The sequence below is a fragment of the Nonomuraea sp. NPDC050643 genome (assembly GCF_040654715.1).
Lineage (GTDB): Bacteria > Actinomycetota > Actinomycetes > Streptosporangiales > Streptosporangiaceae > Nonomuraea.
This window is the reverse complement of record NZ_JBFAIM010000068.1, coordinates 19,213-35,192: the sequence shown is the minus strand read 5'-3', so window position 1 is coordinate 35,192 and position 15,980 is coordinate 19,213. Positions and strand designations below refer to the sequence as shown.

General features: G+C 74.1%; 12 protein-coding genes. 3 read left to right on the top strand and 9 right to left on the bottom strand.

What is annotated here, in order from left to right; translation table 11 throughout:
- Nucleotides 1-25: 25 nt before the first annotated feature.
- The 4 genes from AB0I15_RS52915 to AB0I15_RS52900 form a co-directional block, all read right to left on the bottom strand.
- Nucleotides 26-1,147 carry a Dyp-type peroxidase gene (locus AB0I15_RS52915; protein ID WP_358114715.1) on the bottom strand — a complete coding sequence of 374 codons (1,122 nt, stop codon included), beginning with the start codon at nucleotides 1,145-1,147 and terminating at the stop codon, nucleotides 26-28.
- Entirely contained in the window at nucleotides 1,144-1,671 is a 528-nt protein-coding gene (locus AB0I15_RS52910; RefSeq protein WP_358114712.1) for a copper chaperone PCu(A)C, read from the bottom strand. The genes AB0I15_RS52915 and AB0I15_RS52910 overlap by 4 nt, the downstream gene beginning before the upstream one ends.
- A gap of 76 nt (nucleotides 1,672-1,747) precedes the next feature.
- Nucleotides 1,748-2,284, bottom strand: coding sequence for an MFS transporter (locus AB0I15_RS52905; RefSeq protein ID WP_358114709.1), 537 nt, complete (start codon nucleotides 2,282-2,284; stop codon nucleotides 1,748-1,750).
- A 4-nt stretch (nucleotides 2,285-2,288) separates the two neighbouring features.
- The gene (locus tag AB0I15_RS52900) at nucleotides 2,289-3,689 is read right to left on the bottom strand and encodes an MFS transporter (RefSeq protein WP_358114707.1); all 1,401 of its coding nucleotides are present in this window, start codon (nucleotides 3,687-3,689) and stop codon (nucleotides 2,289-2,291) included.
- A 125-nt stretch (nucleotides 3,690-3,814) separates the two neighbouring features.
- Between AB0I15_RS52900 and AB0I15_RS52895 the strand changes: the two genes are divergently transcribed.
- Nucleotides 3,815-4,519, top strand: coding sequence for a hypothetical protein (locus tag AB0I15_RS52895; RefSeq protein WP_358114704.1), 705 nt, complete (start codon nucleotides 3,815-3,817; stop codon nucleotides 4,517-4,519).
- Here AB0I15_RS52895 and AB0I15_RS52890 read toward each other — a convergent pair.
- From AB0I15_RS52890 to AB0I15_RS52880, 3 genes are read right to left on the bottom strand one after another with little or no spacing between them, the layout of a single operon-like run.
- Nucleotides 4,516-7,095, bottom strand: coding sequence for a LuxR C-terminal-related transcriptional regulator (locus AB0I15_RS52890; protein ID WP_358114701.1), 2,580 nt, complete (start codon nucleotides 7,093-7,095; stop codon nucleotides 4,516-4,518). The genes AB0I15_RS52895 and AB0I15_RS52890 overlap by 4 nt on opposite strands.
- A gap of 48 nt (nucleotides 7,096-7,143) precedes the next feature.
- A complete protein-coding gene (locus AB0I15_RS52885; protein WP_358114700.1) occupies nucleotides 7,144-7,305 on the bottom strand; it encodes a hypothetical protein in 162 nt (53 codons plus the stop codon).
- 35 nt (nucleotides 7,306-7,340) lie between these two features.
- A complete protein-coding gene (locus AB0I15_RS52880) occupies nucleotides 7,341-10,547 on the bottom strand; it encodes a BTAD domain-containing putative transcriptional regulator (protein WP_358114697.1) in 3,207 nt (1,068 codons plus the stop codon).
- A 123-nt stretch (nucleotides 10,548-10,670) separates the two neighbouring features.
- On the opposite strand from AB0I15_RS52880, the gene AB0I15_RS52875 reads away from it, so the two are divergent.
- Nucleotides 10,671-11,189, top strand: a complete 519-nt coding sequence (locus AB0I15_RS52875) for a universal stress protein (RefSeq protein ID WP_358114694.1) — start codon at nucleotides 10,671-10,673, stop codon at nucleotides 11,187-11,189.
- Here the strand turns inward: AB0I15_RS52875 and AB0I15_RS52870 are convergent.
- Nucleotides 11,145-12,542: a PLP-dependent aminotransferase family protein gene (locus AB0I15_RS52870; protein WP_358114691.1), complete on the bottom strand. Its 1,398-nt coding sequence runs from the start codon at nucleotides 12,540-12,542 to the stop codon at nucleotides 11,145-11,147. The two genes, AB0I15_RS52875 and AB0I15_RS52870, sit on opposite strands and share 45 nt — an antisense overlap.
- Nucleotides 12,543-12,610: 68 nt before the next feature.
- On the opposite strand from AB0I15_RS52870, the gene AB0I15_RS52865 reads away from it, so the two are divergent.
- Nucleotides 12,611-13,774 carry an MFS transporter gene (locus AB0I15_RS52865; RefSeq protein ID WP_358114689.1) on the top strand — a complete coding sequence of 388 codons (1,164 nt, stop codon included), beginning with the start codon at nucleotides 12,611-12,613 and terminating at the stop codon, nucleotides 13,772-13,774.
- Here AB0I15_RS52865 and AB0I15_RS52860 read toward each other — a convergent pair.
- Nucleotides 13,757-15,958 carry a heavy metal translocating P-type ATPase gene (locus tag AB0I15_RS52860; protein ID WP_358114686.1) on the bottom strand — a complete coding sequence of 734 codons (2,202 nt, stop codon included), beginning with the start codon at nucleotides 15,956-15,958 and terminating at the stop codon, nucleotides 13,757-13,759. The two genes, AB0I15_RS52865 and AB0I15_RS52860, sit on opposite strands and share 18 nt — an antisense overlap.
- Between the last annotated feature and the right edge of the window lie 22 nt (nucleotides 15,959-15,980).

Genomic DNA, 15,980 nt, shown 5'->3' with positions numbered 1-15,980 from the left:
GGGGATCGGGCCGTCGCCGTGTCCGTCAGGACAGCAGGCCCTCCCCGATCCACCCGCCGGGCGCGCAGCCGGGCGGGATGGCGAAGACGGCCGACCCGATCGCCGTGATCCACTCGTTGAGCAGGTCGGCCTCGGCCAGCATGCGCTGGATGGGGACGAACTGCCGGGCGATGTCCGCCTGGTAGGAGGCGAACAGCAGCCCGGAGTCCGGCTCCCCGTCCGCGGTGAGGCCCTCGTCGTAGTTGTAGGGCCGCCGCAGGATGCGCTGCGCGGGGTCGGACACGTGGGCCCGCCTGATGTGGGCGTACTCCGAGATGACCGGGAACCCGAGCCGGTTCTTCCTCTCGTAGTCGGGCGGGTCGTGCTCGGCCGTGCCCGTGAGCGGGGCGCCGGTGTCGAGGCGGCGGCCGATGGTGAACTCCCTGGCCACCCGGTCGGCGATGTCCCAGGTCTCCAGCAGCATCCGGATCCGGCGCAGCACCAGCGTGGTCCCACCGCGCAGCCCGGCGGGGCCCTGGGAGATCCACACGGCCCGGTCCAGGTCCACGGGGTTGACCGTGCCTTCGAGCTGGCCCATCAGGTTGCGCCTGCTCGGGTCGTGGAACCCGCGCTGCGTCCACTTCACCCGGGCGAACGAGCGCGCGTCCTTCACGATCATCCGTACGGCGTGCGCCACGGTCAGTCGCTCGTCCGCGCACACCTGGACGAGCAGGTCGCCGCCGCTCCACCGCTTGTCCAGCTTGTCGGTGCGGAACGCGGGCAGCGGGGCCACCGGCGAGTCCACCCCGGCCGCCTCGAACAGCCCGGGACCGAATCCGAACGTGACCGTGAGCCGGGCCGGCGTCGCCGCCAGCTCGGGCTCGGTGTCGGCCAGCGCGGGCCGCCCCTGGGTGAGGCGGGCCGCGTCGTCGGTGAGGAGCTGGAGCAGCCGGACGATCGCCTCCCTGCGTACGTCTTTGCGCAGGTCGAACCCGAGGAACATCGCGTGGGCCTGCTGCGCGGTGGCCACCCCGGCCTGGTGCGCGCCGTGGAACGGCTCGATCCGCGTGGGCGCCAGGGTGATCTCCTGCCGTCGTACGACAGGGCGCGCGAGGGCGCCGGCCGCGGTGGCGGCGCCCCCGGCGAGCAGGCCCCTGCGGCTGATCACTTGTGCCCCGGCTGGTAGTCCTCCTCGCCGCCGGCGAAGTCCTTGCCGACGGCGGTGAACTCCAGCGGCTTGCCGCCCTCGACCTGGAGCGTGAACGGGATCCTGGCCCCCGGCAGCACCTCCTTGGTGACGCTCATCAACATGATGTGGTCACCGCCCGGCTGGAGCTGGTGGGTGCCGCGCGCCGGCACGACGAAGCCGCCCTTCTTGGGCCGCATGACCATCTTGCCGTCGGACTCCACCACTTCGTGCAGCTCGATGGTGGGGGACAGGGTGGAGGTGCCCGACACGATCGTGATCGGGGCGTCGCCGTTGTTGACCAGCGTGCCGAACGCGGCCGTCATCCCTTCCTTGGTGGTCTTCACCCAGGGATCGGTGATGGTCAGCCCGGCCGCCGCGGCGGCGGAGGAGCTGGGCGGGGAGCTGGGCGAGGAAGTGGCGGGAGCGGCGGCGGTGGTGGTGGCGCCGCAGCCGGCCAGGGCCACCACCGTGGCCGCGAGCACGAGGGATCGACGAGTGAACATGGGAATGCCTTTCTTCCGCCCGGCATGCCGAAGCAGGCCCTGCCGGTCGGCGGGGGTCGTCTGAAGAGGGGAAACGTCAGGTGATGACGGCCCGCGGCGGGCCCCTCCGGGTGACGACGTGCCGCAGCACGGCCGAGCGCGGAACCCGCGGTTCGGCCGTCCACAGGGGTGTGGAGAAAGGCGTCGTGAGCAGCGGCAGCCAGATGACCAGCAGGCGTACGGCCAGGCGGCGCAGCAGCGACCAGAGCACGGCCTCCCCGCGCGCCAGCCACAGCGCGGTCAGGCCGACCGCCCAGCCGTGCGTGACGAGCATGCCCAGGTTGGGCACCAGGCTCGAGTGAAGGTGCCCCGCCAGCTCGTGCGGCGCGGCGGCGTGGGAGAGCGAGAACAGCAGGTGCAGGACCACCTGCAACCCGCCGAGCAGCGGCAGGATGACCGCGAGCGACCGCTCGCGCCCCGCCATCGGGTACGCGGCCCCGAACGCCAGCCCGAACGCCCCCAGCATGGCCGGAGCCGGTACGGTGGCGCCCCCCAGCATGTGCGCCGCCATGCCCAGCCCGAGACACACCACGGCGAAGACCGCGGTGCGGGCGAAACGGAGCGGCGGCGCCATGGGCCTAGCATTCCACGCCATCCGGGCGGTCCGTGGGCCGATCCTGCTTCACGTGAAACCCCGCCGCCACCGGGGTTCCGGGGCGAGGCCGCAGCGCCGAGTGAGCCAGCACGCCCAGCGCGCCCACGACCAGCACCGACACCCCGGCCAACGTGGCCCCCTGCCACCCCCGGTCAAGGGCCCCGAAGAACACCGCCCCGGTGATCGTCCCGCCCAGCACTCCCCCGGTCTCCTGAACGGTGCCCAGCACCCCGGCCGCAGCGCCCGCCCGCGCCGGCCGTACGGCGGACAGGACCGAGGAGAGCAGCGGCGACATCAGCAGCCCCATCCCGGCCCCGGCCACCAGCAGCGTCAGCGCCACCCGCGTCGGCGTCGCGCCCTGGGCGACCACGTGATACAGCAGCGCCAGCCCGGCGACCAGCACCGGCGCGCCCAGGCGATGGGGGCGCAGGGAGGCCGCGAGGAATCCGGCGTTCAGCGCGGTGCACACGGCTCCGGCGGCGAGCGGGCCGAGCCCGAGCCCTTCCTGGAGGTAGAGGGCGAGCACGAACGACAAGCCCGCCGAGGTGCCGAACAGCAGGCCCACCGCGACCAGCCCCCAGGCGAACGCCCTGTCGCGGAACACCTCCAGGTCGAGCAGGGGCACCCGCCCTCCGGTCGCGAGGCGCCGCTGACGCCGTACGAAGGCGCCCAGGATCGGCGCGGAGGCGGCCAGACAGCACCACGTCCACGGCGGCCAGCCCTGTGCGCGCCCCTCCACCAGCGGCAGCACGACGGCCACGAGCCCCGCGGCGACGAGCCCCGCCCCGGCCAGATCGAGCTCGCGGCCCGAGCGATCGGTACGGGGGAGCAGCCGCCGGGTCAGCGACAGCGCCACCAGCCCGATCGGCACGTTGACCAGGAAGCAGGCCCGCCAGCCCAGCCCCAGGGGATCGGCCGTCACCAGCAGCCCGCCGATCACCTGGCCGCCCACCCCGGCCAGGCCGACGGCGGTGCCGTACCAGCCGAAGGCCCTGGCCCGGTCCGCGCCCGGGTACAGCACGCCGAGCAGCGTGAGGACCTGCGGGGCGAGCAGCGCGGCCGCCACGCCCTGCGCGATCCTGGCCGCCACCAGCGCGGCGGCGCCGTCGGCCAGCCCGCACGCCGCCGAGGCCAGCGTGAACAGCGCCAGCCCCGTGGCGAACAGGCGCCGATGTCCGAACAGGTCGCCCAGGCGTCCGGAGACGATCAGCCCGGCGGCGTAGGCCAGCCCGTACCCGGCGATCACGAACTGGACGGCGGCGTCGCCCGCGCGCAGGTCGGCGCGGATCGAGGGCACGGCGAGGTTCGCGACATAGAAGTCGAGCGTGGTCACGAAGACCGCGACCAGCAGTAAAGGCAGGGCCGCCCAGCGGCGCGCGGTCATGAGGACTCCAGACAGGTGAGGTACCGGGAGAACACCGGCGGGCGCCGGACGGTTGACCCCACCTTCGGACCGGGCCGTTACGATCCCCTGCGGATCGGCTACGGATCACCGCATAATCGAGGCTGATGCCGAAATTTCAGGAATATGCTGCGGCCATTGCCCCGATCATCAGCGTGGTCCACGTCAACGTGCACGCCGCGGCCAGCAGAGCGGTCACCGAACTGTCCGAGACCTCGGGCGTGACCCCCGGCTTCCTGTCCGACCTGCGGTTCATGCTCCCGCTGCGCCCCCTGACCCGCGCGGCGCTGGCCGTCATCTACCGCTACCGCAACGGCGACGCGCCCGGCCTGCGCAGGCACCTGAACGAGGGCACCCTGGCCGAGTACGACGACGGGACACTGCGGCTGACGGACAAGGGCCTGAAGTTCGTGCACCGGCTCTACGACCTGCACGCCGCCGCCGCGGGGCGCATCTGGGCGGGCGGCGACCTGCCGGGCCTGGCCACGCTGACGGGCCGGGTGCTCGACGCCGCCGAACGCGTGCCGGGCGGCGCGCTGGAGCTGGTGACGCCGGCGTACGAGCCGGAGGGCGCGGAGCCCAGACTGCTGTTGTTCAACCGGCTGGCCGCGCTGCGCTACCACCGGGCCGACGCGCACGCCCTGGCCTGGCAGGCGGAGGGGCTGTCCGCGGCCGAGATCGTCAGCCTGACGGACGGACCCCTCCGCGCCAGGATCGAGGCGGAGACCGACCTGCGGGCGGCGGCGCCGTACGGGGTGCTGTCCGCCGGGGAGCGGGACACCCTGTACGACGGCCTGCTGAAGCTCGTTTAGAGCGCCGCGAGCAGGCGGCCCACCTGCGTGCGGTCGTTCACGCCGAGCTTGTCGTAGGCGGCCTGCAGATGGTTGGCCGCCGTCCTGGTGGACAGCGTCAGCCGGTCGGCGATCTGCCGGTTCGTCAGCCCGGCGGCGGCGAGCTGGACGATCTCCCGCTGACGTGGTGTCAGCTCGGGCGTGGCCAGCTCGACCAGCGCCGGCGTCGTGACGCCCGGGCAGCGCCTGGCCAGCGCCCACGCCCGGGTCCGCGCACCCTTGGCCAGGGTGCCCCGGCCCGAGTCCCGGTAGGCGGCCGCCTCCTGGGCGGTGGCCTCGGCCGCGTACAGCAGCAGGCCGAGCCGCTCGAACTCGGCCGCCACCTCCCGCAGCCCGGCCGGGTCCCCCGCGACGCGCTCGTGCCGGGCGAGCAGTGCCACCAGCGGCCCCTCCATCTGCTCGGCCAGCGCGGAGAGCCGCCCCGAGGGAGCGCCGAGCCGCACCAGATCGTGCAGCGCGAACATGAGGTGGCCGCGCAGCTCGTGCCGCTCCGCGTGCTCGGCCGCCACCAGGCACCGGCGCACGGCCTCGTCCAGGCCGCCGCCCGTCGCCGCCACCCAGACCGCGGCGTGCAGCACGTGCTGACGGGTGAACGCCCACCTGGCCGACAGCTCCTCGGCCTCGGCCAGTGACTCCTCCGCCTCGGCCGGCCTGCCGAGCAGTGCGAGCGCGTGCGCGTGCTCGGCCACGCACCGCCCCAGGTACGGCTCCCGCTCCGGCAGCCGGGCCATGTCGTCGGTGCACCACCGCAGCGCCTCCGCCGCGTCCCCGCGCAACCGGCAGACCATCGCCCGCCAGGCCCCGAACCCGGTCACCGACAGCTCGGCGGCGGGCAGCCCCATGCCCTGCTCCGCGCTGCCCGCCGCCTCGTCCAGCCGCCCGGAGAAGGTCCGCGCCGCGCAGAGCGCGTCCAGGAAGGTCGGCAGCGCGTGCGGGGCCTCGTCCTGCCAGTCCGCCACGCTCGCCAGCGTCTCCGCGGCGACCGCGAGGCCGCGCTCGGTCCGCCCGGCGTACGCGTCGACCCACGCCTCCAGCGACGACGCGTGCGCGCCGCACCGGAGCGTCATCGGCTCGCACTCGCGCGCCCTGGCCAGCGCCTGCGCCGCACCGGTGAGCCGCCCGGCGAAGCAGTCGGTCACCGCCCGGTAGACGAAGGCCTCCTGCCGCCAGACGGGATCGGTCAGCGACTGCGCGGCCAGGTCGAGCACGTGGCACGCCTCGGTGTCCGCGCCCGCCCACGCCAGGTTGACCCCGAGGCTGGAGGCGTGCTGGGCACGCTCGCTTTCGGTGACCGCGTCCCTGGCCGCCCGGCGCAGCGCGGTCAGCGCCGAGCCCGCGTCGCCCAGCACCATGAGCACCTCGCCGAGCACCGCGACCGCCGTCACGCCCGCGCCCGCGTCGATCGCGGCCCTGGCCAGCCGCGCCGCCAGCCGCGGGTCCTGCCGGCCCCAGGCCAGCTTGGCGGCCGAGGTGAGCATGTCGGGGTCGGTCGTGGAGCCGCTGTCCAGCCGCCACACGGCGGCCCGCAGCTCGTCCTCGCGCCGCCGCAGCCCGGTGGCCTCCAGCGTCTCGGCCAGCGTCCGCAGCCGCCGCCGTGCCCGGAGCGTGCCGCAGTCACCGCGCACCACCTCGCCGTAGAGGGGGTGGCCGAGCCGCAGGTGCTCCCGCCGGCCGTCGTCCACGGTCAGGACCAGGCCGCGCGCCTCGATGCGCTCGACGGCCCTGACCGAGGTGAGCGCCGCCAGCAGCTCGGTGCCGAGCGGCTCCCCGAACGCCACCAGCTCCAGCGCCTCACGCTCGTCCTGGTCGAGATGGCCGATCCGGTCGCCGACCAGCTCGCGCAGCCTGGTCGTCATGGACAGCCCGCCCCGCCAGCGCCAGCGGCCGTCCCGCTCGGCCAGACAGCCGGAGGTGCGGCCCGCGTGCACGACCTCGCGCAGGTACAGCAGGTTGCCCTCGCTGACCCTTGCCAGGTGCCGTACGGTCTCCGCCGCCACCTCGCCGCCGAGCGCGCCCGCGAGCACCTCGCCCACCTCCGCCTCGGTCAGCGGCGGCAGCTCGATCCGCTCCAGCAGCTCGTCCTTCCACAGCGCGGTCACCGGGCTGGGCTGCGGCTCCCCCGACCTGATCGTCACCAGCAGCCGCGCCTGCTCGCGCTCGGCCAGGAAGTGCACCAGCGCCGCCGAGGCCGGGTCGAGCCGGTGCGCGTCGTCCACGCTCACCAGCAGCTCCCTGCGCCCCGCGTGGTCGCGCAGGTGGCGCGCGGCCCAGCCCAGCAGGTTCTCGCCGCTCTCCGGCGGCCCTGTCAGGACGTGCGCGAACGCGCCGAACGGAATCATCGACGCCGTCTCGGTGCCCAGCGCGCGCACGATCGCGTATCCCCGCAGCCCGGCCAGCACCTGCGCCGCCAGCCTGCTCTTTCCTACCCCCGTCGCACCGGCGATCAGCATGCCGGCTCCCGACCGCAGCGATTCCCGTACGGTCGTGAGCGGCTCCCCCCGCGCGACGAACGGCCAACTTCTCCCCTGCTCGCTCATCGTGCCTCCTCTCACCACTCATCGTGGTGAGCGAGGTTCGCGGGAGGTTCAGGCCGGATCGGGTTTCAGCCCGGCGGCGGCCAGCAGCAGCTCGATGACGGCTTCCGAGCCGCTGAACGGGACAGGCTCGGCCCCGACCTCTTCGAGCAGCCCGCGTAACTGGCCGCCGGACTGCTCGGGTTCTACCAGGCGGACGATGACCGTTCTCATCTGTGCACGATCTCGCCGGGCGGTTCAGGTCTGGTTCAGGTGGGGTAGGGCGCGGGCTCCACCTCCAGCTCGCGCATGAGCTCCGCGTAGAGCTGGTAGCGCCTGCGGGCGTCGCCGCGGCGGCCGGCCAGGTCGAGGACGCGTACGAGGCCCAGGTGGGCGCGCTCGTCGTAGCGGTCGCGCTCCAGCAGCCGAAGCCAGTAGCGGGCGGCCTCGTCGTGACGGCCCTCGCCGCTCCGGGCGCGGGCGAGCCTGGCCGCCGCCTGCACGTACGCCAGCCGGGCCTGCTCACGCAGCCCCACGGCCCAGTCCGCGTACGGGTCCTCCTCGCAGAACTCCCCCGCGTACGAGCTCTCGGCCGCCGCCCACCGTTCCAGCGCCTCCGCCGTCCTGCCCGCCTGGTCAAGGCGCACGGCCTGGGCCACCAGCCCCAGGAACCGCTCGACGTCCACGTCCACGTTGGCCGGCTCCAGCCGCAGCGCCCCCTCGTCGGAGACCACGATCGCGTCGGCCGGCCACTCGTGCTCCGGGTCCAGCACGGCGCGCAGCGTGGACACCATCACGTTCAGCCGCCGCAGCCCGACGGCCTCGTCCTCCTGCTCGGGCCAGAGGATCTCGACCAGGCGTTCCCTGCCGATCCCGCTCCCCCGGCGGCTGACCAGGATCTTCAGCAGGTCGCGGGCCTTGCGCGACTGCCAGGCCGTCCGCGGGACGGGCACGGAGCCGCGCAGCACGCGGAACGAGCCCATCGTCTCGACGCTCACCTTCGCGCCCGGCGGGGGAGCGGCCCGGGCGATCAGCGCGTCGACGCGGTCGTCCAGCGAGCGGCAGCCGATCGCGTGCAGGCGCTCGCGCACCCGCGCGGCCACCTCGCCCCCGGTCTCGGGGCCGGACAGGGCGGCCCTCACCAGCTCGGCCCTGGCCAGCCCGATCGGGTCGCCGAGCGCCGTCCACCGGCGCACCGCCTCGTCGGCGAGCGTGACGTCACCCTCGAGCTCGGCCCGCAGCTCGGCGACGGCGGCCCGCGCGGCGTGGTCCCTGCGGCTCACCGCGACGGGCTCGGTCTCGTCGAGCAGCGCCCTGGCCTCCTCCCGCCGCCCGCCGGCCAGCGCCACCCGGACGGCGGCGACCCTGGCGGTCACCCCGGCGATGCCCTGCGCGTGCTCGAGCGCCTGCCCGGCGACGCGGGCGGCCTCGTCGGGATCCTCGTCGGCGAGCAGCTCGGCGAGGCCGTTGAGCGCGTAGGACAACGACTGCACCTCGCCCGACGGCTCCGCGTCCGCGATCACCCGCCGGTAGAGCGCGGCCGCCTTCTCGCGGTCGCCGCGCAGGGCGTGGATCGCGGCCAGCCGGTTCAGGCCCGCGCCGGTCAGCCGGGAGCCCATCGCCTTCCACCGGGCCGCCGCGTCGGCCGCCTCGGCGGCGGCCTCCTCCAGGCGGCCGAGACCGATCAGGGCCTTGGCGCGGTTGGCCACGTTGAGGGCGGCGTAGGGGGCGAACGGCACCATGTCGGCCAGCCGGCCGGCGATGTCCGTCTCGGCCAGGGCGTCGGCGTACGCGGCCTCGTCGAGGTGGCGGGAGGCCCGGTTGGCGTGGATGCGGATGAGCTGGACCAGGTCGCCGGCGCGTTCGGCGTGCTCAAGGGCGCGTACGTAGTAGGCGTCGTTGGCGCGGCGGTCGCCGTCGAGGGCGGCGAGCATGGCCAGCACCGTGTTCGCCATGGCCAGGGCGCCCGGGTCGCCCAGGGCTCTGGCCTGTTCGAGCGCCCTGTCGGCCAGCTTGGCGCAGCCCGCCCGGTCGCCCCTCATCCACAGCACGGTGGCCATGGACGCGGCGCACATGGCGGCGTCGGCCGAGGGCAGGCCGAAGGCATGACCGCGCTCGTACATGGCCATGGCCCGGTCGAGGTCGCCGCGCATGTAGTCGATGAAGCCGAGCCGCCTGGCCACGAAGGCGTCGAACGCGGGGCCCGCCGCGGCATCGGAGAGCAGCTCGCGGGCCCGTGCCCAGTTGCCGCGGTTCTGCTCGGCGACGCCCGCCAGTTTGAGCATCGGGGGAGCGCGCCTGGCGCCATCGGGCAGCAGCTCCAGGGCGGCCAGCACGTCTCCGCGCTCGGCCAGGCGCAGGCCGTGGGCGTCGAGGAGGGAGGCGGCCAGCTCGGCGTGGGCGGTCGCGACGGCGGCGCGCAGGGCCAGCTCGGGCTGGTCGTGCTCGACGTACCAGCGGGCGGCGACGGCCGCCACGTCGTGGGCCTCGTGCCGGTCCAGGGGCGCGTGCCTGGCCAGCACGTGCGCGCTGGTCAGGGTCAGCCGGTGACCGTCGCGGCCGGTCTCGAGGAACAGGCCGCGGCTGGTCAGCGACTCGAGCGTGCCGGGCGGCGCGCCCAGCGTGGCGGCCAGCTCCGGGGCCAGCACCGGCAGGACCGTGGCGGCGCGCAGCAACTCGCGCATGGCCGCGGGCAGGTCCTTGAACGCGGCCAGCGTCAAACGTTCCAGCGTGGCCGAGCCGGCGGTCAGGCTCGCCACGGTGTCGGGCCAGCCGGCGGGCTCCTCGCGGGCCAGCGCGTCGAGCGCGGCCTGCACGGCGGCCGGCCAGCCGCAGCAGGTGCGGTGCAGGGTGGCCGCGATGCTCTCGCCCGCCTCGCCCAGCCTCGCCCGTGCCCAGGCGGCGCTCTCCTCGGCGCTCAGCGCGAGGTCGGTGGCGTCGAGGTCGAGCACCTCGTGATCCTGGCGCAGCCGCGCGGTCGGGAACGGCAGCGGCGCCCGCGAGGCCGTGACCAGGTGCAGGTGCCTGGGCGCGGCGCGGACCAGCGTCTCCACGTAGCGCACCGAGCCGGCCGCGCCCGCGATCGCGTCGACGCCGTCGAAGACCAGCACCAGAGCGCGCCCCGGCCATCGGGACAGGGCCTCGGCCAGCGCGCCGGCCAGCGCCGCCGCCCTGGACAGCTCGTCGGCGTCGGGGCCGAGCGGGGCTCCGGCGGCGGTCACCAGATCGGCGGGCAGCTCCGGCGCCCTGCCCGCCGGCGCCTTCGTCACCGCCGTCGTCACCGCCTTCGCAACCGCCGTCGCCAGTGTCGGCAGGTCGCGGTCGGCGGGGCCGAGCCGGTGCAGCACGGCGCCCACGGCCTGGCTCCAGCCTGCCAGCGCGGTCGACTTGCCGTAGCCTGTTGCGGCCACGAGCGAGGTGAGCCTGTGCGTCAGTGCCCCGTCGAGCCGCCGGTCGAGGGCGGGACGGGGTTGCACCCACCCTCGTTCCACTCCCGCATGCTACGCCCGGGTTCGCGAGCGACTCCAGAGTTCGCAAAGTGCCACCTCCCGGTAACCAGCGGGTAGGCGCACTATGGTCGTACTTCGACAGGAGGCACCGTGGAACAGGATCTGCCCGGCGGTCCGCGGCTCATCGTCGGGGTGGACGAATCCCCGGCCGCGCGCTGGGCGCTGGCCTGGGCCATCGGGGCAGCCAGGCTGCACCGGATGGCTCTCGTGGCCGTGCATGTCAGTCGCGCGCCCGTCCACCCCTTCCCTGAGGCGCTGCCCGTTCAGCACGCGGTCAGGATGGGCGAGGAAGAGCGCTGCAGCGAGGTGATCGCCGGCGTCTTCGACGACGTGGCGGGCGGCGTGCCGGACGACATCACGACGATCGCGGTCGGCCGGGTCGGCGATCCCGGCTACCACCTCGTGGACCTGGCCCGCGAGGGAGACCTGCTGGTCCTCGGACGGGGGCGGCGCGGCCTGCTCAGCCGCATCTTCCTGCCCTCGACCAGCATGTACTGCGCACGGCACGCGCGTACGACCGTGGTGATCGTGCAGCAGCCGTCGCCGCCCGACGACCCGGAGATGTCAGGCGAGCGGAGCCGCCGCTTCTGGAGCCGCCGACATCCGTGAGCGCAGCAGGCGCAGTCCTTCGGGGATCGCGTCCTGGCCGATCGCGCCGTAACCGAGCACCAGACCGGGCTGCGCCGGTGCCTGGCCGCAGTACGCCTCCAGCGGCTCGACCGCCGGCTCCGGCGCCGGGCGCAGTGTCACACCGGGGACGAAACGGGCGCACAGGTGCAGGCCCGCCGTGGCGGGGATCGGACGCAGGCGGTCGTCGGCCGCCAGGGTCTCGGCGATCAGGGCGTGCCTGGCGGCGTACTCGCGGGTGGCCTTCCTGATGTGCCTGGCCAGCAGGCCCTCGTCGATGAAGCGGGCCAGGGCCGCTTGCGTGGGCAGCTCGCCGTGCCAGTCGGACAGCCGCCTGGCCGTGCGCAGGGCCGGGGCCAGCGAGGCGGGGGCGACCAGGAAGCCCAGCCTGAGCATGGGGAGCAGGGTCTTCGAGAACGAGCCGACGTAGATGACGCGGCCGGCGCGGTCGAGGCTCTGGAGGGGTTCGAGCGGGCGTTCGCCGAAGCGGAACTCGCTGTCGTAGTCGTCCTCGATCACCACCGCCCGGCGGCGCTCGGCCCAGGCCAGCAGGGCGGCGCGGCGGGCCAGCGACATGGGGGTGCCGAGAGGGAACTGGTGGGACGGGGTGACGTACACGAGGCGGGCCGAGCGCGGGATGGCCCGGACGTCGATGCCCTCCTCGTCCACGGGGACGCCCGCGACCCGCGCGCCGAGCGAGCGGAACAGCAGGCGGGCGGGTGGGTAGCCGGGCTCCTCGACGGCCACGACGGAGCCCGGCTCGACGAGGACGCGGCCGATGAGGTCGAGTGCCTGCTGGGCGCCGTTCGTGATCAGTACGTCGCCGGGGCCGGCGTGCACCGAGCGGCTGAGGCCGATGTGGCGGGAGATGGCCTCGCGCAGCGGCTCGTGCCCGGCCGGATCGCCGTAGCCGGCGGCGCTCACGCGCAGTTCGCGGGCCACCAGGCGGCGCCAGGTCTCCATGGGGAACAGCCGCGGGTCCGGTACGCCGGCGCGGAAGTCGTACCGGGCGGGGGACATGCTCTCGGGGGCCCGGAGCTCGTCCCAGACCGGGCGCGGGCGTATGACGCCCTTCGGGGCGGCCCTTCTTCTGACCGGCTCCGCCGACACGAACGTGCCCGCCCCCGCCCGGCCCACGAGGAAGCCGTCGGCGACCAGGCGATCGTAGGCGAGCGCGACCGTGTTCCTGGAGATCTCCAGCCCGCGGGCCAGCTCTCTGGTCGGGGGGAGGCGTTCGCCCGATCTGAGGCGGCCGTCGAGGATGGCGTCGAGCAACTGCCGGTAGACCTGTGCGGCCAGGTCACCGCGGCCTTCGAGGCTGATGTGCACGTCCACCTTGGCCCAATCATTTAGCCGGAAATTGGAGCTTATATCGGGACAAATCAGGGCTCACGATGGGTGTCATGAACACCCGGCGCATCCTGGCTCAGGCCCAGCTCGCGAACTCCATCGGCGACGGCGTCTACCTCGTCACCTCCGCCTTCTACTTCGCCAGGATCGTCGGCCTGTCGGCCACCGAGATCGGCCTCGGGCTCACGCTGGGCTGGGCGGTCGGCTCGGTGGCCGGCGTGCCGCTGGGCCACCTGGCCGACCGGCGCGGGCCGCGTGGCGTCGCCGTCCTGCTCGCGGTCGTCACCGCCACGGCGGTCGCCTCGTTCCTGTTCGTCCGCTCGTTCGCGCCGTTCGTCCTGGTGGCCTGCCTGTACGGCACCGCCCAGACCGGGCTGTCGGCCGCCCGCCAGGCCCTGCTCGCCGGGCTGGTCGAGCCCGCGGAGCGGACCGCCGTGCGGGCGAGCCTCCAGGCCACGCTCAACGGCGGCCTGGCCGTCGGCGCCGGGCTGGGCGGGGTCGCGCTGCACCTGGACACCGCGGCGGCGTACCTGTCGCTGTTCGCGCTCGACGCCCTGAGCTTCCTGGTCGCCGCCGTCCTGCTGGTGCGGCTGCCCGCCGTGCGGCCCGCGCCGGTCGTCTCCGACGGTCCCCGGCTCGCGGTGCTGCGGGATCGGCCGTACGCGCTGGTCACGCTGATCAACGCGGTGCTGCTGTTCTACATGCCGCTGCTCAGCCTGGTGGTGCCGCTCTGGGTGGCCGCTCGTACGAGTGCGCCCGCCTGGGTGGTCTCGGTCCTGCTGTTGATCAACACCGGGGGAGTGCTGCTCTTCCAGGTGCGGGTGGCCAGGCGGGTGTCGGGGCTGCGGGACGCCACGGTGGAGGTCAGGCAGGCGGGGGCGGTGATGTTCGCGGCGTGCGCGGTGTTCGCGCTGAGCCCGTACGGGTGGGGGTTCCTGCTCGCGGGGGCGGCGCTGCTGGTGATCGGCGAGATGCTGCTGGCCTCGGGGGCGTGGGAGATCAGCTTCTCGCTCGCCCCTGATGACCGGCAGGGCCAGTATCAGGGCTTCTTCGGCACCGGCACGGCCGTGGCCAGGATGCTCGGCCCCGTCGTGCTCACCACGCTGGTGCTCGGCGGGGGCACGCTGGGCTGGCTGCTGACCGGGGCGATGTTCGTGACGGCCGGCGCCTTCATGACGCCGGCCGTCAGATGGGCTCGCTCACTTGAAGCGGCGTAGCCGCAGGCTGTTGCTGACCACGAACACGCTGGAGAACGCCATCGCCGCGCCCGCGATCATCGGGTTGAGCAGCCCCAGCGCGGCCAGCGGCAGCGCCGCCACGTTGTAGGCGAACGCCCAGAACAGGTTGCCCTTGATCGTGCCCAGCGTCCGGCGCGCCAGCCGGATGGCGTCGGCCGCCACCCGCAGATCCCCGCGCACCAGGGTCAGGTCACTCGCCTCGATGGCGGCGTCGGTGCCCGTGCCCATCGCCAGCCCGAGATCGGCCTGGGCCAGCGCGGCGGCGTCGTTGACCCCGTCGCCGACCATGGCCACCACCTTGCCCTCGGCCTGCAACCTCTTGACCACGTCGACCTTGCCGGCGGGCAACACCTCCGCGATCACCTCGTCGATGCCCACCTCGGCCGCCACCGTCTCGGCCACCGCCTGGTTGTCCCCGGTCAGCAGCACCGGCCGCAGCCCTTGCTCCCTGAGCCGGGCGATCGCCTCGCGGCTGGTCGGCTTGACCACGTCGGCCACCACGAGCACCGCCCGCGCCCGCCCGTCCCAGCCGACCGCCACCGCGGTACGGCCCTTGGCCTGCTCGGCCTCCAGCACCCCGGCCAAGTCGGCCGGCAGGTGCTGCGACCACTCCTCCAGCAGGCGGGGACGACCCACCAGGACCGCGTGTCCGTCCACCACGCCCTGCACACCGAGCCCCTCGACGTTGGCGAAATCCGCCACCCGGGCGTCGGAACCGGCCGCGCGCGCGATGGCCTGGGCGATCGGGTGCTCGGAGGCGTGCTCCAGAGCGCCCACCAGCCGCAACACCTCCGCCTCGTCCTCCCCCTCGGTCACATGGACGGCCGTCAGGGTCATCCTGCCTTCGGTGATCGTGCCGGTCTTGTCCAGCACGATCGTGTCGATCCGGCGCGTCGACTCCAGCACCTCCGGACCCTTGATCAGGATGCCGAGCTGAGCACCCCTGCCCGTGCCGACCAGCAACGCGGTCGGCGTGGCCAGGCCCAGCGCACACGGGCAGGCGATGATCAGCACCGCCACCGCCGCCGTGAACGCCGCCCCCACCCCATCGCCCGTGCCCAGCCAGAAACCCAGCGTGCCCAGCGCCAGCGCGATCACGATCGGCACGAACACACCCGAGATGCGATCGGCCAGCCGCTGCACCCGCGCCTTACCCGTCTGCGCCTCCTCCACCAGCCTGGCCATCTGAGCGAGCCGTGTGTCCGCGCCCACCCGGGTCGCCCGCACGATCAGGCGACCACCGACGTTCACCGTCGCCCCGGTGACCCCGTCGTCGACGCCGACCTCGACCGGCATCGACTCACCGGTCAACATCGAGGCGTCCACCGCCGAGGAGCCCTCCTCGACCGCACCGTCGGTGGCGATCTTCTCGCCAGGACGAACGACGAAGCGATCCCCCACCTCGAGCCGCTCGACCGGGACACGCCGGCCGTCGGCCAGCTCCACCTCCTTGGCACCCAACTCCAGCAGCGCCCGCAACGCCGCCCCGGCCCGCCGCTTGGACCGCGCCTCGAAATAGCGGCCGGCCAGGATGAACGCGGTCACTCCGGCCGCGGCCTCCAGATAGATGTTGCCCGAGCCGTCGGTGCGTTCGATCGTGAACGCGAACGGGTGCGTCATCCCCGGCGTGCCCGCGCTGCCGAAGAACAACGCCCACACCGACCAGCCCAGCGCGGCGATCGTCCCGATCGAGATCAACGTGTCCATCGTCGCCGCGCCGTGCCGCAGATTCGTCCAGGCGGCCTGGTGGAACGGCCACCCCGCGTACACCACCACCGGCGCCGCCAGCACCAGCGACAACCACTGCCAGTTCGTGAACTGCAACGCCGGGATCATCGCCATCGCGATCACCGGCACCGCCAGCACGACCGACGTCACCAGCCGCTGGCGCAAGGTGTCCACCGGCTCTTCTTCCGCGTCCTCGTCCGCCTCCGGCTCGGCGGGCAGCGCGGCGGTGTAGCCCGCCTTCTCCACTTCGGCGATCAGTTGCCGAGGGTCGACATCGTCGGGAAAGGTGACCTTCGCCTTCTCCGTCGCGTAGTTGACCGTGGCGGTCACGCCGTCCATCTTGTTGAGCTTGCGCTCGATGCGGTTCGCGCAGGACGCGCACGTCATGCCGCCGATCGTGAGCTCGACGGCCTTGTCCTCGGTGAGGGTGGACATCACCTCTCCTTTCTTCGCGTCC